Consider the following 26,698-nt stretch of genomic DNA (forward strand, 5'->3'; position numbering starts at 1 on the left):
AATGGATACCATTGCTCAAACCGTTTGATTATGGATGGAATATCTGCATGGATAGCACCTGTTTACCGGTTCTTTGCAGGTGCGGATATGGAGAATTGTTACTACAGAGAAAGCCCCGGTTTCATCTTTGAAGTTTTTAATACCGGAGATTCGTTATGGATCACTGCATCGTGGAGAGGCGGCCGGCGCCTGGCTTTCCGGGCAGCGTATGCGCCGGGAGGCGGCATGGAGCTTCAGCGCCGGGAGAAAGGCGCGGAACATGTAGTGTTTCACCTGAAAACATTGTTCGGCAACTACCGGGTACGGCTGGATTTTCCGCCAGCGGAGCCATCGATGTTCCACTGCGTGACCACGCTGGTACCTGATATTCCACTGCATGTTCCTTTCTGGCCCCGTGACTGTGTGCCGCTGCCGGGAAAAACACCGGCAACGGGAAAAGTGCATATCTCGCAGGAAGGCATCCGCTCCGGCCTGATGTATATGAGCTTTACCCAACCTGCCAACGGCAGCCTGCTTTATTTCCAGGACCTTTCTGCGCTCAATGATTATTGCAATGCCACGGAAACATCGCTGGGTGGCACCGTGGGCGGGCGCTGGCCTGAACTGGGCTTTTCATTGCCGCCTACCAAAGAAAAACCGTTGCCCGCGGGAAAAGAATTTGTATTGTCTGACGCATATCTTCTGCTGGATGCGCAAAAAGCCACGGGAGAATTTGGGCAGGCCCGGCAATTCCTGGATATGCTGTCCCGCGTATATGTACAGCTGCCGCCGGTAAAAACAACGTACCGCAACTGGCCGCACATCCTGAAAAAATCCCTGCATGACCTGGAACATAAAGCCGGATGCTGGTTGCAGGCAGATGGGAAAAGCTATCTCAACGCATATGTCAGTGATTATGCCACGCCGCCCGAGAGCATGGTGCAGCTGGCGGTATTATTGCCGTTGATGGATTATGAAGAATGGAGCGGAGAGAAAGTGAACATGACGGACGTTATTAAAGAGGGATTGCCGACATTTTATGACGACAGGATAAAATCCATTTCCCGGTGGCTCGTTAGCATGGAAGAGAAACTGGATGGCAGCGAAGAGCACAAGAAACCGCGTGTGATGGATTCCTGGTATCTCCATCATCCTTTACTGAATCTCTCCCGCATCGCCATGAAAGGCGATAAAAACGCCCGGCAGCTGCTGCTCGGCTCGCTGGATTACGTAATAAAGGTAGCGCGTCATTTTAAATACGACTGGCCGGTGTTCTATCATCTGGATACGCTGGAAGTGATCAAAGCGGAAGCTGCGCCGGGCAAGGGCGGAGAGCGGGACGTGCCGGGCATTTACGCGCATGTGATGTTGCAGGCTTATGAATTGACAAAAGAACAAAAATATCTCACGGAAGCGAAGCGGGCGGCAAAGGCGTTGCAGGGGCGGGGTTTCGATCTTTTCTACCAGGCCAACAACACTGCTTTCGCTTCCGGCGCCATGCTGCGGCTCTGGAAAATGACGGGCGATGAACTGTACCTGGACTTGAGCTATCTCTGCCTCGCCAATATCTTCAAGAACGTATGGCTGTGGGATTGCGATTATGGTCACGCACGATATTACCAGACCTTCTTTGCGCTGTTCCCGCTGAATAACGCGCCGTATACCGCGGTATATGAGGAGCTGGAAGGATTCTCGGCATTCCATGATTACCTGGCGCATGCGAAAGACCGCGTTATCATGCCCGCCGTCCGCCTGCTGCTGGCGGAATTCATCAAACATATGATGCACCGCTCGCTGTTCTACTATCCCCCCGAACTGCCGCCTTCCGTGCTCAGCGGGCAGGTGAAGTCCGGCGAGCTGGATAAAAAGCTCTGGATACCGGTAGAAGATCTGCAGGACGGATGGAAGACCTCGGGCACCGTAGGGCAGGAGGTATACGGCGCCGGATTGCCTTTTGCGCTCGTGCCAAGGCATTATTACAAGATACCGGAAGCCGCCATGATGATGTACATCGATTATCCTTCCTGCAACTATGTAAAACGCGGACAGTCCCTGTTCTTCACCGTACAGGGAGATGAGCGCCTGCACTGCCGGATGCTGCTGATACCGGTGGAAGGGGAAAACCTGAGCGGATATAACGTAACCGTTTCCGGAAAGGCAGTAAAAGGAAAACGCACGCCCGAAGGCTACGAGGAATTTATTCTCAACGGCAACCAGCGCATCGGCATCCGGTGGAAGGCCAAAGGCCGGAAGAAAAAGGCCGCCGCGCAGCTGATCAAATCATTATAAAATCATTGTTATGCGAACAAACACCACTACATGGCAGGGAAATTTCGGAACAGAAAGCATCACCGGGAAGGCGGTGCTGATCACCGGCGGCACTACCGGCATCGGCCGCACTACGGCTTTGCTGCTCGCTTCCATGGGCGCGCGCGTGATGATATTCGGCCGGGATGAAAAAGCGCTCAAAGATACCTTGCGCGATTTCAGGGAGGCACAGATGGAAGAGCGGGTGCACGGCATTACCGCGGATGTTTCGAAAAAAGAAGATATCGAAAAGGTGTTCAGCGAGGTGGACAAGGTGCTGGATGGGCTGGACGTTCTGGTGAACAACGCCGCGCTTGGCTACAACAGCGTGATGGAAGGGAGTTATGATGACTGGCAGTACGTGCTGAATATAAACATCCTGGGATATTTCGCCTGTACGCACGAAGCGGTCAAACGCATGAAAAAGAAAGGCGGCGGGCATATTGTGAACATCGGTTCCATGAGCGCGCATACCAAAGATGAAGGCAGCTCGGTGTACGTGGCCACCAAATCCGGCATCCGCGGGTTTTCCGAATCGTTGCGCAAGGAAGTGAATAAGGACGGGATCAAGGTAACGCTGATAGAGCCCGGTGCGGTGGGAACGGACATGCAGCCTTCAACGCCTGATGAGCAGCGCGGCAAGGAAGAGGATATGAAGATGCTCAAAGCGGAAGACGTAGCGGCCAGCGTGCTGTACGCGCTGACACAGCCGAAACGCTGCGATGTGGTGATGATACAGGTCAGACCGCATTTGCAGATCATCTAAAAGGAAGATCATGAAAAAACACACTTTTCTTTACCGCAACGGGCTGACGATCGCCTTTGTAACGATCATGCTGATCACACTCGGTGCGCAGTCGTTCACCGGCTGGAAGCAGTTCAATGCCGAAATGGAAGAGAAAGGGCGGCCGGGAGTTGAATTTGCTCCCTACCTGGTAAGCCCGCATTTCCTGGAAGCTACGTTCGAGAACTGGGAAAGCGAATTTCTGCAGATGGCCTTGTATGTATTGCTGACGGTGTGGCTGCGGCAAAAGGGCTCCGCGGAATCCAAGTCACTGGACGAAGAAGAGGAAGTGGACCGGCAGCCAAAGCCTTCCAAAGACGCGCCCTGGGCGGTGAACAAGGGCGGCTTCTGGCTGGTGCTGTATAAAAACTCGTTATCCATCGCCTTCTTTGCATTGTTCCTTTTTTCTTTCATCATTCATTTCGCGGGCAGCCACGCGCATTACAATATGGAACAACTGATAAAGCAGGAACCCACGCAATCGGCGGCGGAATACCTGCTCAATTCCAAATTCTGGTTTGAATCGTTCCAGAACTGGCAGAGCGAATTCCTTTCCGTGGCGTCGATCGTTTTTTTATCCATTTACCTCCGGCAGTGGGGCTCGCCCGAATCGAAGCCGGTGGATGCGCCGCATAGTGAAACAGGAAAATAGATCATTTAAAACAGATACATGAGCCTGAAAATATTTGACGACAAAGTGATCGAATCGATCCGGAGCAAGCTGATCCGCAACCGGCAAACGCTGGCCGTGGCCGAAAGCGTGACCGCGGGCATGCTGCAGCTGGCCTTTTCGCAGGCCGATGACGCCAGCGGATTTTTCCAGGGCGGTATTACCGCTTACAACCTCGGGCAGAAGGCGCGCCATCTGCATATAGACCCGATACAGGGGCAGGCGGTGAACTGTGTGTCCGAACACATCGCCTCGGAACTGGCACTGCAGGTCACCCATATGTTTTCCAGCCACTGGGGCCTCGGCATCACCGGTTACGCCACGCGCGTCCCCGAGTCCGGCAACAACCTGTTCGCCTACTACGCCATCGTATTCCAGAAAAATGTGGTGCTGACGGGAGAAATGCGCCCCTCGCAGGAAACAGCGCTGGAAGTGCAGCAGTTCTATGTGAACTACCTGTTGTCCGCCTTCAACAACGTGGTGGATTTTGCGCGGTGAATCATTTTATTTTCTCGAAGGCATACCGCCCCTTGATGAAGTGGTTGAGGAAAGTGCCTTTGGAGCTGGCAGCTTTCATGGCCCGGTACACATCCTCCGGCACGTCCTTGTAATCATACACCATCCCCGACACGAATATGATCCGCAGCGTGGCCGAAGCCAGGTCATAATGCATGGCTGCTACAACAGATGACGGCATAATACACCCTCATCAAACTTCATACCCCCCGGTTTTTTTTGTATTTTTAGCCTTCGGGATCAACCAATTCACCAGGAGGGGCTTGTTTTAATCGGGAATGTCAGATAATGTAAATAATGAACAGGAAGTAGCGCTGGGGGACCAGGGGGCTTTTCAGGCCGTGTTCCGCCAGCATTACCGGGCTTTATGCTACTTTGCCGTGTCCATCGTGCAGGACCGCGAGGACGCGGAAGACCTGGTGCAGGAAACGTTCTCCAAACTGTGGAACAAGCGCGGCGATTTCCAGGCCGCCGCACAGGTGCAAGCTTTTCTCTACATCACCACCAAAAATGCCTGCCTCAACCTCCTGAAGCAGAAACAACGGCAAAGCTCCCGCGAAGCGGCATTCAGCTATCTATATGAAAACACTTTCGATCCCATACTGGTAGACACCGAGGTCATCCGTGAACTGTACCGGGAGATCGAGAACCTGCCCACCCAATGCCGGCGCATTTTCAGGATGAGCTACCTGGAAGGCCGGAAAAACGAAGATATTGCCGGCGCACTGGCCATTTCCTATAATACCGTCAGGTCCCAGAAGCTCCGCGCCCTGCGGCTGATCCGGGCTTCCCTCCTCAAAAAGAATCTTTTGCCCGCCTTTTATGCGTATCTCGCTTTTATAAAGATGCATTCGTGATCCGGCACCCAAGCCCAGCTGTTATTGACGGCGTTTTCGGGCACCCCGTCACGCTATGGTTTGCAGGAACAAGCGCTTCCCCTGATATAGCAATTTTGAATAATCTCAAAAAAAGTTGCTTTTTCTTTTAATCGAAATGATGATCGCGTTGTTTTTATATTAAAACATCTAAATGCAAAGGATCTCTTACCTGATCCTCCGGCACCTGAGAGAAGAGCTCAGCGCGCAGGAGCGGGAAGAATTGCAATACTGGATACAATCCGCCCCGGAGAACCGCGATTTCTTTGAAAAATGCACGGATGACGAAAGGCTCCGGCAGCAATTACAGGAATACGGTAAAACGGACACGGACGCCGGCTGGGAACGATTTGCCGCCGCGCACCAGCTGCCCTCCGGAAAGAGCCGCTGGCCGATGATCTCCGGAAAGGATCGCGGGGGCATGTTCTCCGGAAACGCCCGCCAGCCGCAGCCCCCCGGAAAAACGGCAAAGCTCCGCTGGTGGATGGCCGCCGCTGCCGCCGTGCTGTTACTCGCCGTAACAGGCGTTTACCTGTTGCAGCGCCCCGCACCGCAGCCCGTGATCGTACAGCAGCAGGAGATATTGCCCGGCAGCAGCAAAGCCGTGCTCACACTGGCGGATGGCACCACCGTTCCGCTGGACAGCGCCGGCAACCGGATGATCCGCCCCGGCATCGTACAACAGGGCGGCCAGCTGCAATATGACAATGCCACCGAAGCCGTCAGCTATAATGTGCTGGCAACGCCCAAAGGCGGCCAATTCCGCCTGAGCCTGCCGGACGGCACGAAAGTATGGCTGAATGCCGCCTCTTCTCTGCGCTACCCCACTGCCTTCACCGGTGCCGAAAGGGCCGTGGAAGTAACGGGGGAAGCCTATTTTGAAGTAACGCCGGACGCCGGCAAACCCTTCCGCGTGGCCGCCGCCGGCCAGGCCGTCATAGAAGTGCTCGGCACCCGATTTAACGTGAACGCCTATCCGGACGAAAGCAGCATCAACACCACGCTGCTGGAAGGCGCCGTGAAAGTCAGCGCCGGGCAGCGCTCCACGGTGCTGAAGCCCGGAGAACAGGCGCAGGTGAACGCTTCCGGTCACATCAGCGTGATGGCGGACGTAGACCTGGAGGAAGCTATCGCCTGGAAGAACGAGCTGTTCTATTTCCGGAATGCGGACGTGCGCGCCGTAATGCGGCAGCTGGAACGCTGGTACGACGTAAAAGTCGAGTATGCCGGCGAGATCCCGGAACGCAGATTCCAGGGCGAGATACAACGAAACCTTCCGCTGGCTGACGTGCTGGAAGGATTAAAGAACACCGGCATCCGGTTTACCATTGAAGAAAGAACGATCATCGTAAGACCATAAAAAAAAGGAGGCGCCTGGACCGCGCCCCCGTAAAAAGAATGGAATAAAAGCGTATCAACCATTTGTTCTGACTAAATATTGATTTCTCTTATCCAAACAATGCAAATCTATGCAATTGAAATGTTATGGTAAGGCTCATTCTATACCTGGGCCTTTTTATCAAAAACTAGCACTCACTATGAGATTAACTGTTTTTCTCATGATTGTGGCGAGCCTGAAAGTGACTGCCGGCACCTATGCACAGTCGGTTTCCCTGTCTGTGAAGAACGCTTCGCTGGAAGAAGTGTTCACTGAAGTGAAAAAGCAAACGGGCTACGTGTTTTTCTATGAGCGGGAAGTGTTGCGCTCCACCAAACGGGTGAGCATCCAGGCGGATAATCTGGCGCTGAACGCTTTCCTCTCGCAGGTGTTCGCCGCGCAGCCGCTGGATTATTCTATCAAGGACAAAACCATCTTTATTAAACGAAAACCCCTCGTGGCCGAAATTGTCCAGGCCATGCAGGAAATCACCGGCACCGTACGCGATGGCGACGGTCAGGCGCTGATCGGTGTGACCGTGAAGATCAAAGGCACCAACACCGGCGCCGTAACGGACGCCGCCGGCCGCTTCCGCATCAACGCGGAACAGGGCCAGGTGCTGGTGGTATCTTATATCGGACATGAAACGCAGGAAGTAACAGTGAGCGGCAACGATATCTCCATCGTACTGCAACCCGCTGTCAGCGCGCTCGACGAAACCGTGATCATCGGCTACGGTTCCGCCATCCGCCGCACCAGCACCGGCAGCATCTCTACCGTAAAAAGCAAGGACATCGAAAGCCAGCCCGTGATGGACCCGCTGGCCGCATTGCAGGGCCGCGTACCCGGCCTGGTGGTCACCACTTCCAACGGTATGGCCGGTTCCAGCTTCCAGGTACGCCTGCGCGGACAAAACTCCCTGCGGGAAGAGGCCAATGATCCGCTGTATGTGATCGACGGTGTGCCCTTCTTTTCCGAACCGCTGAACACGTTCACCTCCGCCAACGGCAATCAAAGCCCGCTCGCTTCCATCAATCCTTCCGATATTGAAAGGATCGACATCCTGAAAGATGCCGATGCCACCGCCATATATGGCTCCCGCGCCGCTAACGGCGTGGTGCTCATCACCACGAAGAAAGGCAGCTCCGGGAAAACGAAGTTCAGCTTCAATGTGAACACTGGCGGCAGCAAGGTGGTGAACATGGTAGACATGCTGCATACATCGGATTACCTGAAAATGCGCGAAGAAGCCCTGGCCAACGACGACGTTACGCCGGATGAAGACAATGCGCCCGACCTCGTGTCCTGGGACAAAAATGCGTATACCGACTGGCAGAAGTACATGATCGGCGGTACTTCGAAGCTCACCGAAGCACGTGGTTCCGTGTCCGGCGGCAACGCGCAGACACGCTTCCTGCTCAGCGGCGCTTTCCGCAAGGAAACCTCCGTGATGCCGAATGAAGAGCCCTTCAGCCGCGGCGCTGTGCATTTGAGCGCGGACCATTCCAGCCAGGACGGCCGCTTCAATATCTCCGCTTCCGTGAACTACTCCGGTACCAAAGACCGCTCCATCGCCAGCGATCTGACATCGTTCTACAACCTGGCGCCCAATTATCCGTTGTATGATGCAGATGGCGCTTACTACTGGTTCGGCAACATGCAGAACCCCGCGGCGTACCTGCTGCGGAAGTCCACCACCCGCACCGATAACCTGATGGCCAACAGTGTGATCCGTTATACGCTGCTGCCGGGACTGAATATCAAGACCAACCTGGGTTACACCAATACCAATATGGACCAGGTGCAGATCTATCCCGAAGCAACGTTCAACCCGACCAGCAACAACGTCGGGAACATGTCTTATTTTGGGAACTCTAAAGTACAGTCCTACATCGTTGAGCCGCAGGCAGATTATCAGCTGACGCTTGGAAAAGGTAACCTGCAGTTGCTGGCAGGCGCTACCTGGCAGGAAAATCAACGTAACATTAATGGCCTTACCGGCTACGGCTTTCCCAGCGACGGGCTGCTCGAAGATCCCAGCGCTGCTTCCGAAGTGGTAATAAGACAGCCTGCGTATGCCCTCTACCGTTATACCTCCGTGTTTGGCAGAGCCACCTATAACTGGGATGAAAAATATATCCTCAATGCCTCCTTCCGCCGGGATGGCTCTACACGCTTCGGACCAGGCAAACGTTTCGGTAACTTCGGCGCTATCGGCGCCGCGTGGGTATTCACCAACGAATCCTTCCTGTCCCCTTCCTCCGTGCTCACCTTCGGTAAGCTGAGAGGCAGTTACGGGATGACGGGCAATGACATCATCGGTGACTATGCCTACCTGGAAAGCTGGAGCTCCGGTTCCTATCCCTACGACGGCACCATTGGTTTATCGCCCAGCCGTATTCCCAACGGCGACTACCGCTGGGAAGAGAACAGGAAGCTGGAGTTCGGTCTCGAACTCGGGTTCCTGAAAGACCGCCTCCTGTTCAACACCAATTTCTACCGCAACATTTCCGGCAACCAGCTGGTGGATTTTGCGCTCTCGCCACAAACCGGCTTCGGCAGCGTAGTGGCCAACTTCCCCGCAAAAGTACTGAACACAGGCTGGGAGTTTGATCTGACCTCTGTGAACATCGACAAAAAAGATTTCCGCTGGTCCACCTCTTTCAATCTGTCCCTCGCTAAAAACGAGCTGAAGGAATATCCTGATTTCGAGAACTCCACTTACAAGGATACCTACCAGGTTGGCCAGTCCTTATCGATCGTGCGCGGCTATCAATTCACCGGCATCGATCCGGAAACCGGCGAAGCTACTTTCCGGGATTTTGACGGCAACGGCACCATCGATGAATTTGTGGATTATGTAACGCTCGGCGAAACCATGCCCGCATATTACGGCGGCCTGCAGAACAGCCTGAGCTATAAAGGGCTGACGCTTGATTTCCTCTTCCAGTTCGTGAAACAGGAAGGGCCGCAGCTGAACTACGGTTATTTGTCCGGCACCTACGGAGCGCTGGCGAATAAAGACCTGAGCGCGCTGGACCGCTGGCAGAAAAAAGGCGACATCACCCACATCCCGAAAGCTACGCGCCTCGCCGCCAATGCGAATTATGATCTCTACCGCCTTTCTTCCGGCGTTTGGGGCGACGCTTCCTTCATCCGCCTGAAGAACATTTCACTCGGGTATGATCTGTCGAAATACACCAAAACCTGGAAACTCAGCAACGTAAGGGTGTATGCATCCGCACAGAACCTGCTGACCATCACCAGCTACGACGGCTTCGATCCTGAAACCAAAGGTCTGGCCATGCCGCCGATGAAAACCATCACCGCCGGCCTGCAGGTTGGATTCTGATTTAAAGACTAACATTATTCATCAATATATATTAACAGATGAAACGAACTTATTTACCGATCATACTTGTATCCGCCGTGCTGCTCGCATCCTGCAGCAAGTATGTGGATACGCCGCTGCCAAAGAACGAACTGGCGCCGGAGCAGGCTTTTGCAAATGATAAAGCCGCCACGGCCGCGGTAACCGGGCTGTATGCCGACATGAACGTGCTCAACTATTTTTACGGGAATATTCAAATGAATTATCTCACGGCGATGCAGGCGGACGATCTTTTCTATTTCTCCTCATTCGCCAACTATGACGTGTTCCGCAACAACACGCTGCTGCCGAACAGCCAGTATGTAGAGAGCATGTGGCGGGACCAGTACTCCTACATTTATCATACAAATGCTTGTATAGAAGGGCTGACCAAATCTTCAGGCGTTACGCCGGCAGTAAAAGACCAGCTGATGGGAGAAGCGTATTTCATGCGCGCTTTCATGCACTTCTACCTGGTGAACATGTACGGCGATGTGCCGCTGATCACCTCCACCAACTACCAGGAGAACAACCTGAAGCCGCGTGAAAAGACCGAAGTGGTGTACGCCCAGATCATCAGCGACCTGAAAGAAGCAAAGAACCTGATGGGCGCGGATTATCCCACCGGCGCGCGCGTTCGTCCGAATAAAGGCGCCGCTACCGCTTTGCTGGCAAGGGTATACCTGTATACAAAACAATATGCGCTGGCCGAACAGGAAGCCACCGCAGTGCTGGACGACAGTCATTACGAACTGCTGGACGACCTGAATACGGTGTTCCTCGCCAACAGCCGCGAAGCGCTCTTTCAGCTGCAGCCGGTGAACCTCGGCGGCGGCCGCAATACCTGGGAAGGATTTGTTACCGTTCCTTCCACGCCTACCAGCACCACGCTCTTCCGCCTGGATACCACCCATCTCATCGAAAAATTTGAAACAGGGGATAAGCGGCTTGCCAACTGGACGGGCCACATGATCAAGAACGGCGCGAATCATTATTACCCTTTCAAGTACAAGGTACGTTTCGTAGCCGGCGCTGATGTAACCGAATATTCCATGGTGATGCGCCTTGCCGAACAATACCTGATCCGCGCGGAAGCCCGCATCCAGCAGGAAAAGCTGGATCTCGGCCGCCAGGACCTCGATTCCATCCGCCACCGCGCCGGGCTGGACCCACTGCCGGTATCACTGGGCAAACCCGCCCTGCTGCTGGCCGTAGAGCAGGAGCGTAAAGTGGAGCTGTTCTGCGAATGGGGCCACCGCTGGTTCGATCTGAAACGTACCCAGCGTGCTACCGCCGTGCTCGGTGCTATCAAAGGCGTGAACTGGCAGCCGGACGATACCCTCTACCCGATTCCCAGCGAAGCCCGCAGCAGGAACATATATCTGACACAGAATGATGGTTATAACTAATTGACGAATGATGACGAGATTATTGATATTGATGCTGTTATCCTTTACTGTTGCACGCGCGCAGGTGACCATCGCTCCGGCCTTCCCGGAGCGTGGTCAGACTGTGACCGTGACGTACAGGCCGGACGGCAAAGGGATTCCGGCGGACGCCGCAGCCGTGACGCTGGTATTCCCGTACTCCACTTTCTATGATGTGCCTTACCGCGTAAATATGGAAAAAAAGGACGGTGTATGGACAACTTCGTTCAAGCTTGCCCGTTATGCCACCTTTGCTTCCTTCTACCTGCAAAGCGGTGAGGCCGTGAACAGGCCGGCGCCGGGCACATTGTATGAAGTATGCGTATACAGGAACAAGGTGCCGGTATTCAATGCGGAACTGCACAAGGGCTACAGCCTCGGCTCCGCCATGGGCAAATCCCCGCAGCTCGGCGCCCGCCAGGAAGCGCAGTACCGCAAGGAACTGAAGCGCTACCCGGACAACTACGAAGCAAAGCTCCGCCTGCTCGCTTCCCAAATGAAGAATGCCAAAACACCGAAACAGAAAGCCTCCTTCCGCCAGCAGGCCCACAGGGTCATCGAGGACAAATTCAAAACCGCCGCCACCGTGCCTGGGGACATGAACAAGGTCACCATGGGCTACCTGATCATCGGCGAGAACAGCCGCCTGGATTCCATCCGCAAAGTAGCGCTGGAGCTGTATCCCGAAACCAACCTGGGCCGGGACCTGCTCACCTCCGCCATCGCAAGGGAAAAGGACACGACGAAACAGATCGCGTTGTATGAAGCAGCGCTGCGCAAGGAAAATGCAGGCAATGCAGCGGATTTCGACGGCATGCATGAAAGGCTCTTTAACCTGTATGCCGCCCGGAAAGACAGCGCCAAAGCATTGTACCACGCGCGTTTCTTCTCCTTCCCGAAAGATGACAGCCCGTACTATCCCACTACGTTGAAAGACATCGCGCAGACCTTGCTGGACAACGGCATTGCGCTGGACTCTGCCCGGATGTACGCTTCCCGCTCGCTTGCCATGGCGGAAAAGTTTCCCGTAGGCATCATCCGGTATTTCCCGGAGACAGGCTACATCTATCCTTATGCGACCGACAGCGCCCGGCAGTCCGTGTACAGCATCGCAAAAGGCAACCTGCAGTCCATGTTGGGGTTGATAGATATGAAGCAGGGCCGGTACGAAGATGCGGCCAAACGCATGGAACTGGCGATAAAATCGTCTATAGATAAGGAAACGGTAGACAATGCCACGCTGTTCTACACCACTGCCGGCCGGAGCGACAAGCTCGAAGAGCTGCGGGTGCTGCGTGAAAAGGACATGGAGGCGAAGATCGCGAAGCAGGAGATCCGCAAGCCCGCACCGCCGCTCAACACTTTTGTAGACATGCAGGGCCGCCCGCTGGACCCGGCTTCGCTGAAAGGCAAGATCGTGGTGATCGATTTCTGGGCCACCTGGTGCATTCCCTGCATGCAGGAAATGCCCTACCTCCAACGGTTATACGATCAGTACAAAAATGATCCGGAAGTGGTGTTCATGATCACGAACAGCGGCGCCCGCAATACACTGGCGGACGCGCAAGGCTGGAGCGGCAACAAGAAATACAGCTTCCCGGTATATTACAACACGGACCCGGAGATAGGGGACAAGTTCAAATTCACCGTGATCCCCGCCACGTATGTGATCGACAAAAGCGGCAATATCCGCTTCGGGAATATCGGGTTTGAAGGGCCGGACGTGGAAATGAAGCTCAAGCTGCAAATTGAAATGGCGCGCCATAATTGATTACTGAAAACCCTGGTATATGGGACATGGGTAAACCGCTGCGGCAATAGCCGTGGCGGTTTTTTTATGCCGGCCGCCATATCCAGCCGCCCGCGCCCGGCCGCCCCCGCCCGTGCCGGATGGCGTTGGAAATGCTTTTGTGACTGACGCCGGCTTTTTTCGCCGCGTCGGAAATAGCGTGGAACGTAGCGACCAGGTTGCCCGCGGCATCATATTGCATCACCTTCACGCCTTTTTTCTCTTTATAGGAGATCTGCCGCTTCCGGATGATCTCCTGCACCTGTTTGAGATTGATCTTGTTGGCATCGCCTTTCCGCCAGTAATATCCGCCGGCCTTCCGCGCCGGCAGCCTTGCCGCATAGGCAATGGAAGCATAGCCGATGCCGGTTTGCCGCGCCGCCTCCGTGATGCTGTGGAAAGTAGACATATAGTGGCCGTCCGCATCGTACTGCGAAACCATGATGTTCGTTTTTTGCCGCGATGCTTCAATGGCGGCAATGAGCTTGAACTTGTTGGTGGCGAGATGGCTGCTTTGCCTGCCGGTGCTGTAAGGGCGGCGGCATTTCTCCGCCTGCGTCAGCAGCACAAGATTGTCCGGCCGCACGTCCAGCCCGTCTACATTCAGCGTAGACACCACCAGGGAGGTATCTTTCAGGTCGAATTGCCGCACAAAGCAATAGTAGACCAGCCGCGCCACCTGGAAGGAATATTTTTTGTTCTTGTACTGCAGCACGATCTGCAGGCGGTAGGTCCAGTCCCGCGCATGCATATTGAGGTCCTTGTTCACCACCGCCTTGCGGATCATGGCCGGCAGGGTATATGTCCCGCCCTGTGTATCGCGCACCTGCCGCTCCTTGCGCTTCACCCTTCCGAAATTCGATACCTGGAAATACTTTCTGAACCCGGGAATATCTTTCCAAAGTTCACCAGGCCGGTCTTCCATGCTGAGGTCCTGGTGCGCAGGCAGGGATGTGTTCATGCGCAGGTTCACGATTGCGCGTATTTGAGGTGGGAAAGGAATTTTGGTCAATTGTAAGATAAGCCACGGTACTGCTTTAGCTCCGCAGCCGGGGAGAAATTCCGTATATGGTAAAAACTACTGGAACGAGTACTACCGCCAACGGGATGTTTGCCTTAATTTTATTATCAGCAGAGAAGACCCGCTTGTTGATCCAATAGCCCGGAAACCCATATCAGTTTATCACCCGCAAATCATCGTTATGAAATCATTGTATTGCTTCGGCGCATGCATCCTGCTGCTGGCGGGCTGCATCAAAGACCCTCAAATGCCCGCTCCGGATACGGAACCACCCGCGAAACCCGACTGGCTGCTGGAAAGTATTTCCGTTATCGACGCGATCTCCGAAACACCGATATTCGGCGGCCCCATGCGGTACTATAAATGGTATCATGAATTTGAATATGACGAAAATTACAAGCCGCGCATCCGCAGGGAGTTTTACGGAGCGGAAGACACAGTGAACCTGGCGCTGCTCATGGTGGATACCCTGCACTATGACGAGCAGTTGCGGGTAAAGGAAGCGGTGACCTGGTCGCAAAGGTCCGGCAGGGTAACAGTCGGTAAAAAATTCTCCTATAACGGAACGGACACATTACCCGCCACGTACGAAAATTACGGCTACACATACCCGGATACCACTAACTTCACATTGCAGTACAGGCTGTCTTTCATCTACGACAACGCATCCGTCCGGCAGATCTACGCCAACCCGAAGGGCGGTTTCGATACAACTGTGAATGTTTATCTGACAGGCAATTACACCCACAGCATCAGCCCTTCCGGTGTGCGAACAGACCACTATTTTGCATATGACAATGCACCGAACGTAGAACAGTTCCTGAATATCGATAACGGACTGATATTCCTCATGCCGGAGGCCGTCGCGCAGCTGCCGAGAATGTCCCTCAACAACTGGACGGAGCGGTGGGACTATATCTATGGGTCCAGGGACAGAAGCCTGACCTACAATGAAGCCGGCCTGCTGAGCAGCACGCTGACCATAAATTACGACGCCGTCACAAAATATATGGTGCGGTATACGTACAGAGCGGTGGAATGAATGCTGCGGTGAAGAAGAATGTAAAAAATATTATATAGATTTATTGTATGGAAAAATGCCTTCTTCTCACCGGAGCCCTGTTCCTGTCCACCGGCCTGTTGTACGCACAGGAGCGGCAAAATATGGACTTCGAGCAATACGATCCTGTTTCCACGCTGGTAGTGCCGGAACACAAGCTCACCAAAGCTAAATTCCCTTTCATAGATGTGCACAATCACCAGCGGAGCCTCGGGTCGGGGAACCTCAGCGGCCTGCTGAAAGATATGGACGCGCTCAACATGAAAGTGATGGTGAACCTGAGCGGCGGCTACGGCAGCGGGCTGAAAAGCCAGACGGACAACGTGAAAGCGCATGCGCCGGACCGCTTCATCGTTTTTGCCAATATCAATTTCAGCGGCATAGGAGAAGAGGGATGGACGCAGAAAGCGGTGCAGCAGCTGGAAACCGACGTGCAAAACGGCGCCAACGGCCTGAAGGTGTTCAAGAACCTCGGCCTGAGCGTAAGGGATAATACCGGCAAACGGGTAGCGGTGGATGATCCGCGGCTGGACGCCATCTGGGAGAAATGCGGGCAGCTGAAGATACCGGTGCTGATCCATGCCGCCGATCCCAAACCTTTCTGGCTCCCGCAGGACGATCACAACGAGCGCTGGCTGGAGCTGAAAACGCATCCCGGCCGCAAACGCGGGCCGGACAATCCCGCGCCCTGGGAGCAGATCATAGAAGAGGAACACCGCATGTTCAAAAAGCATCCGCGCACCACCTTCATCAACGCGCACTTCGGATGGTATGCGAACGACCTGGCCCATCTCGCCAAACTGATGGATGAAATACCGCACATGTACGTGGAGTTCGGCGCCGTGATCGCCGAGCTGGGCCGCCAGCCCGTAATGGCGCGGCAGTTCTTTGAAAAGTACCAGAACCGCATCCTTTTCGGCAAGGACTCCTGGCAGCCGGACGAATACAGTACTTATTTCCGCGTGCTGGAAACCGGGGACGAATATTTCCCGTATCATAAGAAATACCACGCTTTCTGGCGCATGTACGGCATGAACCTGCCGGATGAAATACTCAAAAAGGTATATTATAAAAACGCGCTGAAGATCATTCCGAATATCGACAAAAGCCTGTTCGAGTGAGGTATATATCTTACTTTCTTTATTACTGGTGGCACTGGGGCTTCGGCCTGGCCTGCTTTGTGATCTGGCACGAGATCGCTGGGGAGCGGAAGTATGGCATCCGCACCATCGGCACCGATAACCTCAAAGGTGTGGTCAGCGAAGAAGACCAGGATTTTATTACGATATACGAGCCCGTTAATTACTATTCCGCCAACTGGCTGTTCAGCCAGCTGAAGCCTGAAGACCGGCAGACGGGTTTCCTGGACGTGGGCTCCGGCCTGGGCCGCGTGCTCGCCATCGCCGCCGGTAACGGCTTCACCGACATTCACGGCGTAGAGTTTGCGCCGGAGCTGTGCAGCGCCTCCTTTGCCATGAAAGACACCCTGGAAAAAAGGCATCCGGGCGTGTCCGTTACTATTAATTGTACAGATGCCCGTTATTATTCCATCCCAGAATCGATCGGCGTTATTTTCCTCTTCAACCCCTTCAACGACCGGATCATGGAAGCGTTCATACAGCAGGTGCTGGACAGCCTGAAAAGGCGGGAGCGGCCCCTGAAGATATTGTACGCCAACCCTGTATCCAAAGAGCTGTGGCTGAATGCGGGGTTTAAGGAAACGGCTTCCTTTGAGAAAATGACGTTTCTACAGGGGAGCATGATGGAGCGGGTTGCCCAATTCCCTTAATATGCTATTTTGCGGGTAGTTATTTTTCATAATTTACATTATAAAGTAGCTGTTTCCTTGTCAACATCGCCTTATACTGACCAATTATTGCTCCACGAGATGGCAGCCGGAAGCGATGCCGCTTTCTGCACGCTGTTTGACCGTTACTGGAACAAGGTGTATGCTTCCGCGCTGGTATTGACCAAGTCCCCGCAGGTGGCGCAGGACATCTCACAGGAGATCTTCCTGCAGCTGTGGCAGAACCGGGAGAAGGCCGCGGACATTAAAAGCCTGGACGGTTTTCTATTCATCAGCGCCCGGAACCTGATCTTCAAGAAAATGAGCCGCATGAAGCTGGAAGATGCCTACCAGCAATATCTCAGTTCCCGTATGGAAACCGCCGCCAGCGATACAGAGATACCCGCCGCCCTGAAAGAGCTGCAATCCCTCGTGGAAGCCGGTATCCGCAAACTGCCGCCCCAGCAGCAGAAAGCTTTCCGGCTGAGCCGGGAAATGGGGCTGAGCCACGAGGAGATCAGCCGGCAGATGGGCGTCAGCCGGGCCGCGGTAAAAGATTATATTGTACGTTCCATCGCTTTCCTGCGGAAATATATGCATGAACATGCGCTCCTGGTGGCAGGCGCCCTTATATTGGCGTTATCCCTGCTGCGCTAAAAAAATTTTTTCTTCCCGGCACTTCCTTTTTCTTCATTTAACGGTCTTTATACTGCAAGACGTTTAAACTGCTGTTCAATGATGCATAACGAGCTAAGGCGTTTACTGGAAAAATACCTGGCGGAAGAGCTTTCCGCCGAGGAATTCGGGCGCCTGTGGCAAGCCTTGCGGGAACCTTCCAACCGGGAGATATGGAAAAGCTTCATGGAGGATGTATGGAATAACCCGCAATACAGCAACCTTGGGGACGACGCCACCAAACATGCGGTGCTGGACCGGATTCGTCCCGTTTTAAGCAATACGCCCGCGCCACGGGGCTTTTTCCGGCGGCGTTACCTGTGGTGGTCCGCTGCGGCCTGCCTGGTGCTCGCTGTTACAGGGCTGATGTTACTGCAAACTCCCAAATCGCAACCACAGCCGGTGGCGGTAAAGCCGGCGCCGCAGCAGGAAGTGCTCCCCGGCGGCAACAAAGCTATTCTGACGCTGGGAGATGGTTCCAGCATTACGCTGGACAGCGCGTCCAACGGTATGTTGAGCATCCAGGGCAACGCAAAGGTGATCAAGCTTGCGAACGGCCAGCTGGCGTATGATATGGGAGATAGTAAAACGGCTACCGTGATGTATAACACCGTACGCACACCACGCGGCGGGCAATACCGCATCACCCTGCCGGACGGTACGGAAGCCTGGCTCAACGCAGCCTCCTCCATTACTTATCCGACGGCGTTCACCGGCAGCGAAAGAAAGGTGAGAGTGAGCGGCGAAGTTTATTTTGAAGTGGCGGCCATGCAGCGGGCTTCCCGCAAAGTGCCTTTCATGGTAGACATCACGTCCGCCACGGGGGAGCACAAAGGAGAAGTGGAAGTGCTCGGCACGCATTTCAATATCAATGCTTATGATGATGAAGCCGCGGTAAAAACAACATTGCTGGAAGGAGCCGTGAAGGTCCGCAAAGACGGCGCAGCGCCGGTGACACTGCAGCCGGGGCAACAGGCTGCGCTTAATACGCCCATTAAAATAACCGACGACATAGACCTCCACCAGGTCATCGCCTGGAAAGACGGATATTTCAATTTCTCGCAGGTAGACGTGGGTACCATGATGCGCCAGGCGGAAAGGTGGTATGACATCAAGGTGGAATACCCGAACGGAATACCCAAAGATCTGTTCAGCGGAACACTGCCCAGGACCGTAAACCTGTCGCAGTTTCTCGAAATACTGATATATAGCGATGTGAATGCCAAAATCGAAGAAAGGGTGGTAACGATCAACCCTTAAAACAGGCGCTGCAAGAGCGCCGGAGTAGTGAACATTAAAACCTAACGACTAAACCAAAATGCATTACCAGCCTGCCACGCGGGGATATAAGCGGGCAGGTTCAATAAAAGTTTGAATACTGTTCAGGAAAAAGCCGGAAGTATGAGGGTACTTTCCGGCCGGTGCCTGGGCAGTAAGACATAATACAATTGGCTAAAACTGATTATTCCGCAAACCCAAACAACCACAAAGTTATGAAATTTAAGCAATCGATTTCCACGGGGGCTTTGGGGCCTGACCACGCTCAAAAAACCAGCCGGCGGCCCTTCCGAAAAACATTCCTTATTATGAAATTAACGGCCATCATTCTTCTCGTAGCTTGCCTCCAGGTGAGTGCGGAAGGCTTCAGCCAGCAGATCACGATCCACGTGAAGAACGGTTCGCTGGAAAAAGTGTTTGCCGAGATCGGCAGACAGAGCGGCTATCATTTCTTTTTTAATGAGCGGCTGCTGAGGGGTGCAAAGAAAGTATCGCTGAATCTGCAGGAGGCATCGCTGAAAGAAGCGCTGGATGCCTGCTTTAACGGGCAACCGTTTAACTATGTGATCGTAAAGCAGATCGTAGTGGTGAAGAAAAAAGATGAAGCGCCGGAACCTATCGTGCTGCGGGCCTTGCCGGTGGTGATCACCGTGAAAGGCCGGATTACCAGCGAAGCAGGAGAGCCGCTGCCCGGCGCCAGCATCAGGCTGAAGAACAGCACCACAGGCACCACCACCAATGCCAATGGCGAATTCACCTTGTCCCTGCCGGATGGTACGGACGTGGAACTGGAAATATCCATGCTCGGCTATAAGACCATCACCATTAAGCCGGAGAACCTGGCGAATGTTGTGGTAGCATTAAAAGAAGAATCCACCACGCTGGAAAATTTCGTGGTGATCGGTTATGGTACGGCGCGGCGCCAGGACTTCACCGGGTCTGTGAGTTCGGTGAAGCTGGAAGGTTCGCCGCTGGCGCAGATGCCGAATATGAGCGCGCTGGAAGCGATCAAAGGCAATGTTTCCGGTTTGAGCGTAGGGGCTGTTAACTCGGCGGGAGGAGAGCCTTCCATTGATGTACGCGGACAAAATTCGATCAGTGATGATGCGAACAGGCCGCTGATTGTGCTGGATGGCACCATATACATGGGAAGCCTGGCAGATATCAATCCGAACGACATCGCCAGCTTCGACATTTTGAAAGACGCAACCTCCGCGGCGGCCTACGGCTCCCGTTCCGCCAACGGCGTAATTGCCATCACCACAAAGAAAGGCCGTCAGGGTAAGCCGGTGATCTCTTTCAATACATCCACCGGCTGGCAGACCTGGCAGAATAAACCGGTAATGATGAAAGGGGAGGAATGGCTGGAAGTAGTAAACGCGCGCAACCGTTATACACCCGGCTCTACTAACTGGCTCAAGCCCGGAGAAGTGGCCAACAGAGATGCCGGCAAAGAAACAGTATGGCTGGACGAAGTGACCCGCACCGGCGTCATTCAAAGCTACCAGGCGTCTGTTTCCGGCGCTACTGAGAACGTAAACTATTATCTTTCCACTTCCTACGATGACAATAAGGGCATCATTTATGGTGATAACTTCAATCGCATTTCCGTACTCGCTAAATTGAAAACCAATATCACCTCCTGGCTGGAAGTAGGGATAGACGGCAGCTTTAACAAGCGGGACTATTCCGGCGTAGCCGCCAACGTTGGATCGGCACAGACAATGTCACCATACGGTGTAATGTTCCGCGACGATCAGGGCAACCTGGAAAAATACCCCTATACGCAGTCATCAACAAATCCACTCTGGGATGCCAACAGCGGTACCCGCGACAATGACGATGTTCGAAATAACTACCGCATGAACGCCTACGCAGTAGTGAAGGTTCCCTGGGTGAAAGGGCTCAGCTACCGCGCTACTTACCTGATCAACCAGGAAAAATGGCGCTCTGGCAACTTCTACTATGAAGGGTACTTTGTACAGGAAGGAGAGGGACTTGCCAGGTATTCACCTGCCACCATACAAGGTTTCCTCGCCCGCGCGAACGGATACATGCAGAATGACAATACCTACAGCTATGTATTCGACAACATCATTAATTACAAAAACGACTTTGGCAACCATGGTGTAGACGTAACATTGGTTGCCACGCGGGACTATACGAAATGGGATCGCATCAATACTACCGGAAGCGATTTTGCTGCCAACGGGAATACTGCCCTCGGCTTGTGGGGACTCCACAAGGCAACTGTGCAAAGGGTAACGCTCGATGCGAACGAACGCGCCAACATCGGCTACCTCGCCCGTCTAAGCTATTCCTTTAACAGCAAATATTTCTTCACTGGTTCCTTCCGTCGTGATGGCGCTTCCGTTTTCGGGGCCAACAACAAATGGGCACACTTCGGGGCCGCCGGCCTCGCCTGGCGTATCACGGAAGAGAACTTCATGAAGAACATCAAACCGCTGGATAATCTGAAACTCAAAGTTTCCTGGGGCCAGAACGGCAACCAGAGCATCGGGCCATACGGCACCTTGTCAACCATCGCCAACGCTGCTTCAGGAGGTGTTCGCTATGAGTTTTCCAATACCCCGGGAGTGATCAACTACGGTCTCTTCCAGAACGCCCTCGGCAATGCGGACCTCGGCTGGGAAACTACCTCCGCCTGGAATGCCGGATTCGAATCCGCCTGGCTTGACGGAAGATTATTCGTGGATGTAGATATGTATTCTTCTAAAACTACCAACCAGATTTTTACCCGCAACATCCCTGTAATGACCGGCTTCAAAACCATCAAAACATCATTGGGGCAGGTGAATAACAAAGGGATGGATGTAAGTGTGCGCTCGGTGAATGTGCGGCAGCGCGACTTCTCCTGGAGCACCGGCCTCAACTTCTGGATCAACCGGAACAAGCTCGTGAGGCTCTATGGTGAGGATTTGGACGGCGACGGCAAGGAAGATAATGATCTTGCCAGCGGGTTGTTTATCGGAGAATCGTTGGATGCCATCTTTGGATATGAGCAGATCGGCATCGTACAGGAAGATGACGCAGAATACATTGCACAGACCGGTGCTGCGCCCGGTGCGCCCAAGTATAGGGATATTGACAAGAACCCCGGCATTTCCGCAGACGACCGGAAAATACTGGGAAATGGGAAGGAAAATTTCCGCCTGAGCATCAATAATACTTTTACTTATAAAGATTTTGACCTGTACGTAATGTTTGCCGGCGTATTCGGCGGCAACGGATGGTACATGGCCAGCAACGATGAAGCTTACCTCACCTCCGGCACCGGCCGCTTTAACGACAACATGACCTCCAAGCCTTACTGGACCCCCGAGAACAGAAGCAACGTCTATCCCTCCGCGTACTTCGCCGGAGATGGCCGCTTTCTGGGCCTGCAATCCCGCGCCTTTGTAAGATTGCAAGACCTGACGCTCACCTGGCGGGTAAAACAGGATTGGCTCAAAAAAATTCGCGTGAACAGCGCAAGAGTATTCCTCAGCGGAAGAAACCTGGCTACGTTCACCAACTGGTTTGGCGGAGATCCCGAAACAGGTACGCCGGTAAGAGTGAACACCCTGCCGGTACCCACCACTTTTTCCATCGGCGCCAATCTCAGTTTCTAACCACTAATCCACGCAAACATGAAGAAGTCAATATTCAAACATACATCCACCTGGGCCCTGCTGCTTTTGATGAGCGCCGCCGGCTGTAAGTCGGACATGGATTTTCTGACGGAAAAACCCAAGACCTTTTACACCGTAGACAATGCCTTTGCCACCTCTTCACAGGTAGACCAGGTGCTCGTTTCCATCTACTCCCAATTGCGCGACCTCTGGGCCAATCCTTCGGAAGAAGCCTGGATCTTCGTATTCCGCGGCAATGGTACCGATATGTTCGATGTGCCCAGCATCCGCAGGGGTAACTCGTTTAACAACTACGGCAACATCAACGCCGATCACGGCCATTTTAATAACGCCTACAGCACCTGGTACCAGATGATCTCCAAGGCGAACCTCGCCCTTTATGCGTCAGAATTGCCGCAGATCGCCTGGTCAACTCCCGAAGAAAAAGCTTACACCGTAGCACAGGCCCGTTTCTTCCGCGCATTCGCCTACCGCAATCTCGGTGAGCTGTTCGGCGGTGTGCCCATCGTAACAGAGATCACCACCACACCGCGCTACGATTTCAAAAGAGCCACCCGCGTGGAAACCTACCAGTTCGCCATCGATGAGCTGCTGGCCATTGAAAATGATCTCCCTGAAATCACCGTTAAAGGCGGACGCCTGGTAAGAGGCGCCGCACAGCATAACCTCGCGGAACTCTATCTCGCTTTAGGCATCCAGCTCGCGGCAGACGGTAGGGCCGCCGACGCGCAGACCGCTTACGGCGAATCCGTAAAATTCGCCAACAAGGTAATAGACGGCGGCACCTATTCCCTGATGAATACCCGCTTCGGTACCCGCCAGAATGAAGCACAGGGAAATGTGTACTGGGACCTCTTCCAGGAAGGGAATGTGAACTACCAGGACGGTAACAGGGAATGCATCTGGGCCATCCAGATCGATTATGCCGCATACCGTGCGGAAGATGGTAAATCCAAACTGCCTTATTCCCGCACCTATAGCCCCGTATTCCGCGATGGCGCTAAAGACCACCTCACCGGCACCGGCGTGGACGTTGGCGGCAGGGGCATCTCACAGATCATGCCCACCATGTATACCCGCGACGAGATCTATGCGGACAAATGGGCCGATGATATGCGCAACTCTGATATCGTTTTCCGCAGGATCTTCAACGGCAACGTGGCCTCTTCTCCATACTACGGCGTACCCGTTCCCTGGTCCGTCATGTATGAAGGCAGCGCAGATCCTACCACCAACACGAACAACAGAAGCCTCTGCTACCCGGTGTCCTGCAAGATCGCGACGGACAAATATACCGGCCTCGCGGATGGTGAAAATATGAGCAACCTCTTCCGCGATGATTATTTCATCCGCCTGTCCGAAACCATCCTGCTGCGCGCGGAAGCCAAACAGCGCATGGGCAACAAACCCGGCGCCGCGGCAGACATCAACCTCCTGCGCGACCGCGCGCAATGCACCTACAAGGTCAGTGCCGCGGACATGGACGACAATTTCAACATGATCCTCGACGAGCGCGCACGGGAACTGGTATACGAAGAATGCCGCTGGAACACCCTCCTGCGCATGGGCGGCACCATCGCAACAACCCGCATCAAGCAATATGCATACTGGCCTGAAGCACAGGCTACGCTGACCTTTAACTACAACCTGTGGCCTATCCCGCAGGGCGTTATCGATACGAACAAAGATGAACCTTTGGCGCAGAACGAAGGTTGGATTAGATAAACTGGCTGAAAGTGAACATGAGGTTGACTAAAAAACGGGTCAACCTCATGTTTCTTTTTTTAAGCAGCCGCGAATATCTTTATTACCATGCACAAAAAACTCGTTCACTTCATCGCCGTTATCATTTTCGCGTTACCCGCTTCCGCACAGGTGCCCGCACCCGATGGCCTTTTATGCGATCTGCTCGCGTATACGGACATGCAGGTATTACACGGCTATCCCGTGCAACCCATGCAGGCGGCGCCTTCCGTGCGGATCGCCAACCGGCAGCCTGCCTTCAGCTGGGCCATCCCCGGCTATGCCGCCGGCATGCAACAAAGCGCTTACCGCATATTGCTGGCCGATCATCCGGATACATTGTTCCGCGACCGCGGCAATCTTTGGGATTCCGACAAAGTGCCCGCCGCAACATCCGCCGGCATTGTATACAATGGGCAGGCATTGCAGCCCAACAAACGTTATTACTGGAAAGTAAAAATATGGGACGATAAAGGCCGCGAAAGCAGCTATTCATCTCCCGCCGTTTTCTTTACGGACAGCGTGCTGACGGATTACGCCACCGCAAAATATCCTTTGCAGAAAACCGATCAGCTGCCGGTGCGATTGTCCAGCTCCGCCGGTACCTACCGCGCGGATTTCGGCAAGGCCGCCTTCGGGCAGATAAAGCTGCGGTTGCAGACCGCCGGTCATCATGATACCGTGCTGGTGCATCTTGGCGAAGCCGTTCTTGAAGACGGCAGCATCAACCGAAAACCCGGCGGCACCATCCGCTACCAGGTCTACAAGCTGCCGCTGCGGCCCGGCTTGCATACTTACCAGGTGCAGATCCGCCCGGACCGCCGCAATACCGGTCCACAGGCCATTAAAATGCCCGCTTACATCGGAGAGGTGTTGCCGTTCCGGTATTGCGAGATAGAAGGATACAAAGGAACCTTGCAGCAAACGGATGTAACAAGGGCTGCCGTCAATTATCCTTTTAACGATTCAGCCGCCATGTTCCACAGCGCGGATACCGTGCTGAATGCCGTATGGGAGCTTTGTAAATACAGCATGAAGGCTACTTCCTTCGCCGGTATTTATGTGGATGGCGACCGGGAGCGCATTCCCTATGAAGCGGATGCGTATATCAACCAGCTCGGGCATTACGCGGCGGACAGGGAATTCAGCCTGGCCCGCGCTTCCCATGAATACCTGCTGCACCACGCTACCTGGCCCACGGAATGGATATTGCAATCCGTGCTGATGGCCTGGCACGATTACCTCTACACCGGCGACATCCGTTCCGCCCGTCATCATTACAACGACCTGAAAGCCAAGCTGCTCATTCCGCTGGAAGGAGAGAACGGCCTCATCAGCACGCGCACCGGCAAACAGAACGCATCGCTGATGCAGGCGATACACTACAATGGCAAAGAGCTGCGCGACATTGTGGACTGGCCGCATTCCGGCATTCTCGGGTTAGGGAAATCGGAAGGCGGGGAAACTGACGGGTTTGTTTTTACCGATTATAACACCGTTGTAAATGCCTACTACTACAAGGCATTGACCGGTATGCAAGAGATCGCGGAGGCGCTGGGAAACAGGGAAGACGCCGCTTCGTTCGCCGCGCGCGCCGCGCGGGTGAAGAAAAGCTTTCAACAGCTGCTCTGGGATAAAAAGAAAAAAGTCTTCCGCGACGGCACTGGTACAGAACATGCTTCGCTGCACGCAAATATGTTCGCCATGGCGTTCGGACTGGTGGATGAGAAAAACCGGGAAGCTGTTGCATCGTTCATCCGTTCCCGTGGAATGGCCTGCAGCGTGTATGGCAGCCAGTTCCTGATGGATGCCGTGTACGACGGCGGCGACGCGGATTACGGACTGTCGCTGCTCACCTCGCAGCAGGAACGCAGCTGGTACAACATGATCCGCGCTGGCAGCACGATCGCTATGGAAGCATGGGATAACAAATACAAGCCGAACCAGGACTGGAATCATGCCTGGGGCGCAGTGCCCGCGAACGTCATTCCCCGCAAGCTGATGGGCGTTGAACCGCTGTCACCCGGATGGTCCACCTTCCGCATCAAACCGCAGCCCGGCAACCTTCCCTGGGCCTCGCTGCAATTGCCTACCATCAAAGGCACGATCCACATGGCGTTCCGGCAATCCGCCGGAGAATTTTTGCTGAACGTATCCGTTCCCGCAAACACCACCGCACAGGTAGAGTTGCCATTAAAGAAAGGTGCGGTGATCCGCGTGAACGGGAACGTTGTGAAACAACTGACGACGCTCGGCAGTGGTGAGCATGAGATCAGCGTGATTTATTAACCGATTAAAACAGATGCATGAAACCGGGCATGATACATTTTCCACACAGGGCATGTTAATGCGAGGTTTATCTCGGGCATGTTTTAATCTTATTAGCC

At 54.0% G+C, this 26,698-nt stretch carries 19 protein-coding genes; 17 read left to right on the plus strand and 2 right to left on the minus strand.

Annotated elements, in window-relative coordinates; all coding sequences use genetic code 11:
- The first annotated feature begins 30 nt into the window (after nt 1–30).
- The 4 genes from CCY01nite_RS10590 to CCY01nite_RS10605 are packed head-to-tail and all read left to right on the plus strand — an operon-like array spanning nt 31 to nt 4,238.
- Nucleotides 31–2,268 carry a hypothetical protein gene (locus CCY01nite_RS10590; protein ID WP_146860474.1) on the plus strand — a complete coding sequence of 746 codons (2,238 nt, stop codon included), beginning with the start codon at nt 31–33 and terminating at the stop codon, nt 2,266–2,268.
- A 10-nt stretch (nt 2,269–2,278) separates the two neighbouring features.
- Nucleotides 2,279–3,052 carry an SDR family oxidoreductase gene (locus CCY01nite_RS10595; RefSeq protein ID WP_146860478.1) on the plus strand — a complete coding sequence of 258 codons (774 nt, stop codon included), beginning with the start codon at nt 2,279–2,281 and terminating at the stop codon, nt 3,050–3,052.
- Nucleotides 3,053–3,062: 10 nt separating this feature from the next.
- Nucleotides 3,063–3,722: a DUF6766 family protein gene (locus tag CCY01nite_RS10600; RefSeq protein WP_146860481.1), complete on the plus strand. Its 660-nt coding sequence runs from the start codon at nt 3,063–3,065 to the stop codon at nt 3,720–3,722.
- A gap of 18 nt (nt 3,723–3,740) precedes the next feature.
- A complete protein-coding gene (locus tag CCY01nite_RS10605) occupies nt 3,741–4,238 on the plus strand; it encodes a CinA family protein (RefSeq protein WP_146860484.1) in 498 nt (165 codons plus the stop codon).
- 1 nt (nt 4,239) lies between these two features.
- Here CCY01nite_RS10605 and CCY01nite_RS10610 read toward each other — a convergent pair whose 3' ends face one another.
- Nucleotides 4,240–4,437 (minus strand): KTSC domain-containing protein, encoded by a 198-nt coding sequence (locus CCY01nite_RS10610; RefSeq protein WP_146860487.1) that lies wholly within the window; start codon nt 4,435–4,437, stop codon nt 4,240–4,242.
- Nucleotides 4,438–4,534: 97 nt separating this feature from the next.
- On the opposite strand from CCY01nite_RS10610, the gene CCY01nite_RS10615 reads away from it, so the two are divergent.
- From CCY01nite_RS10615 to CCY01nite_RS10635, 5 genes are all read left to right on the plus strand, one after another.
- Nucleotides 4,535–5,113, plus strand: coding sequence for an RNA polymerase sigma-70 factor (locus CCY01nite_RS10615; protein WP_146860488.1), 579 nt, complete (start codon nt 4,535–4,537; stop codon nt 5,111–5,113).
- Nucleotides 5,114–5,285: 172 nt separating this feature from the next.
- Nucleotides 5,286–6,491, plus strand: coding sequence for a FecR family protein (locus CCY01nite_RS10620; RefSeq protein WP_146860491.1), 1,206 nt, complete (start codon nt 5,286–5,288; stop codon nt 6,489–6,491).
- A gap of 178 nt (nt 6,492–6,669) precedes the next feature.
- The gene (locus CCY01nite_RS10625) at nt 6,670–9,861 is read left to right on the plus strand and encodes a TonB-dependent receptor (protein ID WP_186830998.1); all 3,192 of its coding nucleotides are present in this window, start codon (nt 6,670–6,672) and stop codon (nt 9,859–9,861) included.
- A gap of 38 nt (nt 9,862–9,899) precedes the next feature.
- Complete coding sequence (locus CCY01nite_RS10630; RefSeq protein ID WP_146860497.1) at nt 9,900–11,288, plus strand: RagB/SusD family nutrient uptake outer membrane protein; 1,389 nt, start codon at nt 9,900–9,902, stop codon at nt 11,286–11,288.
- Between the two features lie 7 nt (nt 11,289–11,295).
- A complete protein-coding gene (locus tag CCY01nite_RS10635; RefSeq protein ID WP_146860500.1) occupies nt 11,296–13,077 on the plus strand; it encodes a TlpA family protein disulfide reductase in 1,782 nt (593 codons plus the stop codon).
- Between the two features lie 64 nt (nt 13,078–13,141).
- On the opposite strand, the gene CCY01nite_RS10640 is transcribed toward CCY01nite_RS10635, so the two are convergent.
- Nucleotides 13,142–14,068 (minus strand): NUMOD1 domain-containing DNA-binding protein, encoded by a 927-nt coding sequence (locus CCY01nite_RS10640; RefSeq protein WP_146860503.1) that lies wholly within the window; start codon nt 14,066–14,068, stop codon nt 13,142–13,144.
- Nucleotides 14,069–14,297: 229 nt separating this feature from the next.
- On the opposite strand from CCY01nite_RS10640, the gene CCY01nite_RS10645 reads away from it, so the two are divergent.
- From CCY01nite_RS10645 to CCY01nite_RS10680, 8 genes are all read left to right on the plus strand, one after another.
- Entirely contained in the window at nt 14,298–15,158 is an 861-nt protein-coding gene (locus CCY01nite_RS10645; protein WP_146860506.1) for a hypothetical protein, read from the plus strand.
- A 47-nt stretch (nt 15,159–15,205) separates the two neighbouring features.
- Nucleotides 15,206–16,297 carry an amidohydrolase family protein gene (locus CCY01nite_RS10650; protein ID WP_146860509.1) on the plus strand — a complete coding sequence of 364 codons (1,092 nt, stop codon included), beginning with the start codon at nt 15,206–15,208 and terminating at the stop codon, nt 16,295–16,297.
- On the plus strand, nt 16,294–16,965 hold the full coding sequence (locus CCY01nite_RS10655; RefSeq protein WP_146860512.1) for a class I SAM-dependent methyltransferase: 672 nt from the start codon (nt 16,294–16,296) through the stop codon (nt 16,963–16,965). Before CCY01nite_RS10650 ends, CCY01nite_RS10655 begins: the two co-directional genes overlap by 4 nt.
- 99 nt (nt 16,966–17,064) lie before the next feature.
- Complete coding sequence (locus CCY01nite_RS10660; protein WP_146860515.1) at nt 17,065–17,619, plus strand: RNA polymerase sigma-70 factor; 555 nt, start codon at nt 17,065–17,067, stop codon at nt 17,617–17,619.
- A 78-nt stretch (nt 17,620–17,697) separates the two neighbouring features.
- Complete coding sequence (locus tag CCY01nite_RS10665) at nt 17,698–18,897, plus strand: FecR family protein (RefSeq protein WP_146860518.1); 1,200 nt, start codon at nt 17,698–17,700, stop codon at nt 18,895–18,897.
- A 326-nt stretch (nt 18,898–19,223) separates the two neighbouring features.
- Nucleotides 19,224–22,547: a TonB-dependent receptor gene (locus CCY01nite_RS10670; RefSeq protein ID WP_222614339.1), complete on the plus strand. Its 3,324-nt coding sequence runs from the start codon at nt 19,224–19,226 to the stop codon at nt 22,545–22,547.
- An 18-nt stretch (nt 22,548–22,565) separates the two neighbouring features.
- On the plus strand, nt 22,566–24,293 hold the full coding sequence (locus CCY01nite_RS10675; protein WP_146860524.1) for a RagB/SusD family nutrient uptake outer membrane protein: 1,728 nt from the start codon (nt 22,566–22,568) through the stop codon (nt 24,291–24,293).
- An 87-nt stretch (nt 24,294–24,380) separates the two neighbouring features.
- Nucleotides 24,381–26,600: an alpha-L-rhamnosidase-related protein gene (locus CCY01nite_RS10680; RefSeq protein ID WP_146860527.1), complete on the plus strand. Its 2,220-nt coding sequence runs from the start codon at nt 24,381–24,383 to the stop codon at nt 26,598–26,600.
- The last annotated feature ends 98 nt before the right edge of the window (nt 26,601–26,698 follow it).

The organism is Chitinophaga cymbidii, assembly GCF_007992715.1.
Classification (GTDB): domain Bacteria; phylum Bacteroidota; class Bacteroidia; order Chitinophagales; family Chitinophagaceae; genus Chitinophaga; species Chitinophaga cymbidii.

Coding starts and splice junctions, on each gene's coding strand:
- CCY01nite_RS10680 (WP_146860527.1), top strand. CDS start 24,381: ATGCACAAAAAACTCGTTCACTTCATCGCCGTTATCATTTTCGCGTTA.
- CCY01nite_RS10630 (WP_146860497.1), top strand. CDS start 9,900: ATGAAACGAACTTATTTACCGATCATACTTGTATCCGCCGTGCTGCTC.
- CCY01nite_RS10605 (WP_146860484.1), top strand. CDS start 3,741: ATGAGCCTGAAAATATTTGACGACAAAGTGATCGAATCGATCCGGAGC.
- CCY01nite_RS10600 (WP_146860481.1), top strand. CDS start 3,063: ATGAAAAAACACACTTTTCTTTACCGCAACGGGCTGACGATCGCCTTT.
- CCY01nite_RS10595 (WP_146860478.1), top strand. CDS start 2,279: ATGCGAACAAACACCACTACATGGCAGGGAAATTTCGGAACAGAAAGC.
- CCY01nite_RS10625 (WP_186830998.1), top strand. CDS start 6,670: ATGAGATTAACTGTTTTTCTCATGATTGTGGCGAGCCTGAAAGTGACT.
- CCY01nite_RS10620 (WP_146860491.1), top strand. CDS start 5,286: ATGCAAAGGATCTCTTACCTGATCCTCCGGCACCTGAGAGAAGAGCTC.
- CCY01nite_RS10660 (WP_146860515.1), top strand. CDS start 17,065: ATGGCAGCCGGAAGCGATGCCGCTTTCTGCACGCTGTTTGACCGTTAC.
- CCY01nite_RS10635 (WP_146860500.1), top strand. CDS start 11,296: ATGATGACGAGATTATTGATATTGATGCTGTTATCCTTTACTGTTGCA.
- CCY01nite_RS10675 (WP_146860524.1), top strand. CDS start 22,566: ATGAAGAAGTCAATATTCAAACATACATCCACCTGGGCCCTGCTGCTT.
- CCY01nite_RS10650 (WP_146860509.1), top strand. CDS start 15,206: ATGGAAAAATGCCTTCTTCTCACCGGAGCCCTGTTCCTGTCCACCGGC.
- CCY01nite_RS10615 (WP_146860488.1), top strand. CDS start 4,535: ATGTCAGATAATGTAAATAATGAACAGGAAGTAGCGCTGGGGGACCAG.
- CCY01nite_RS10665 (WP_146860518.1), top strand. CDS start 17,698: ATGATGCATAACGAGCTAAGGCGTTTACTGGAAAAATACCTGGCGGAA.
- CCY01nite_RS10590 (WP_146860474.1), top strand. CDS start 31: ATGGATGGAATATCTGCATGGATAGCACCTGTTTACCGGTTCTTTGCA.
- CCY01nite_RS10610 (WP_146860487.1), bottom strand. CDS start 4,437: ATGCCGTCATCTGTTGTAGCAGCCATGCATTATGACCTGGCTTCGGCC.
- CCY01nite_RS10670 (WP_222614339.1), top strand. CDS start 19,224: ATGAAATTAACGGCCATCATTCTTCTCGTAGCTTGCCTCCAGGTGAGT.
- CCY01nite_RS10645 (WP_146860506.1), top strand. CDS start 14,298: ATGAAATCATTGTATTGCTTCGGCGCATGCATCCTGCTGCTGGCGGGC.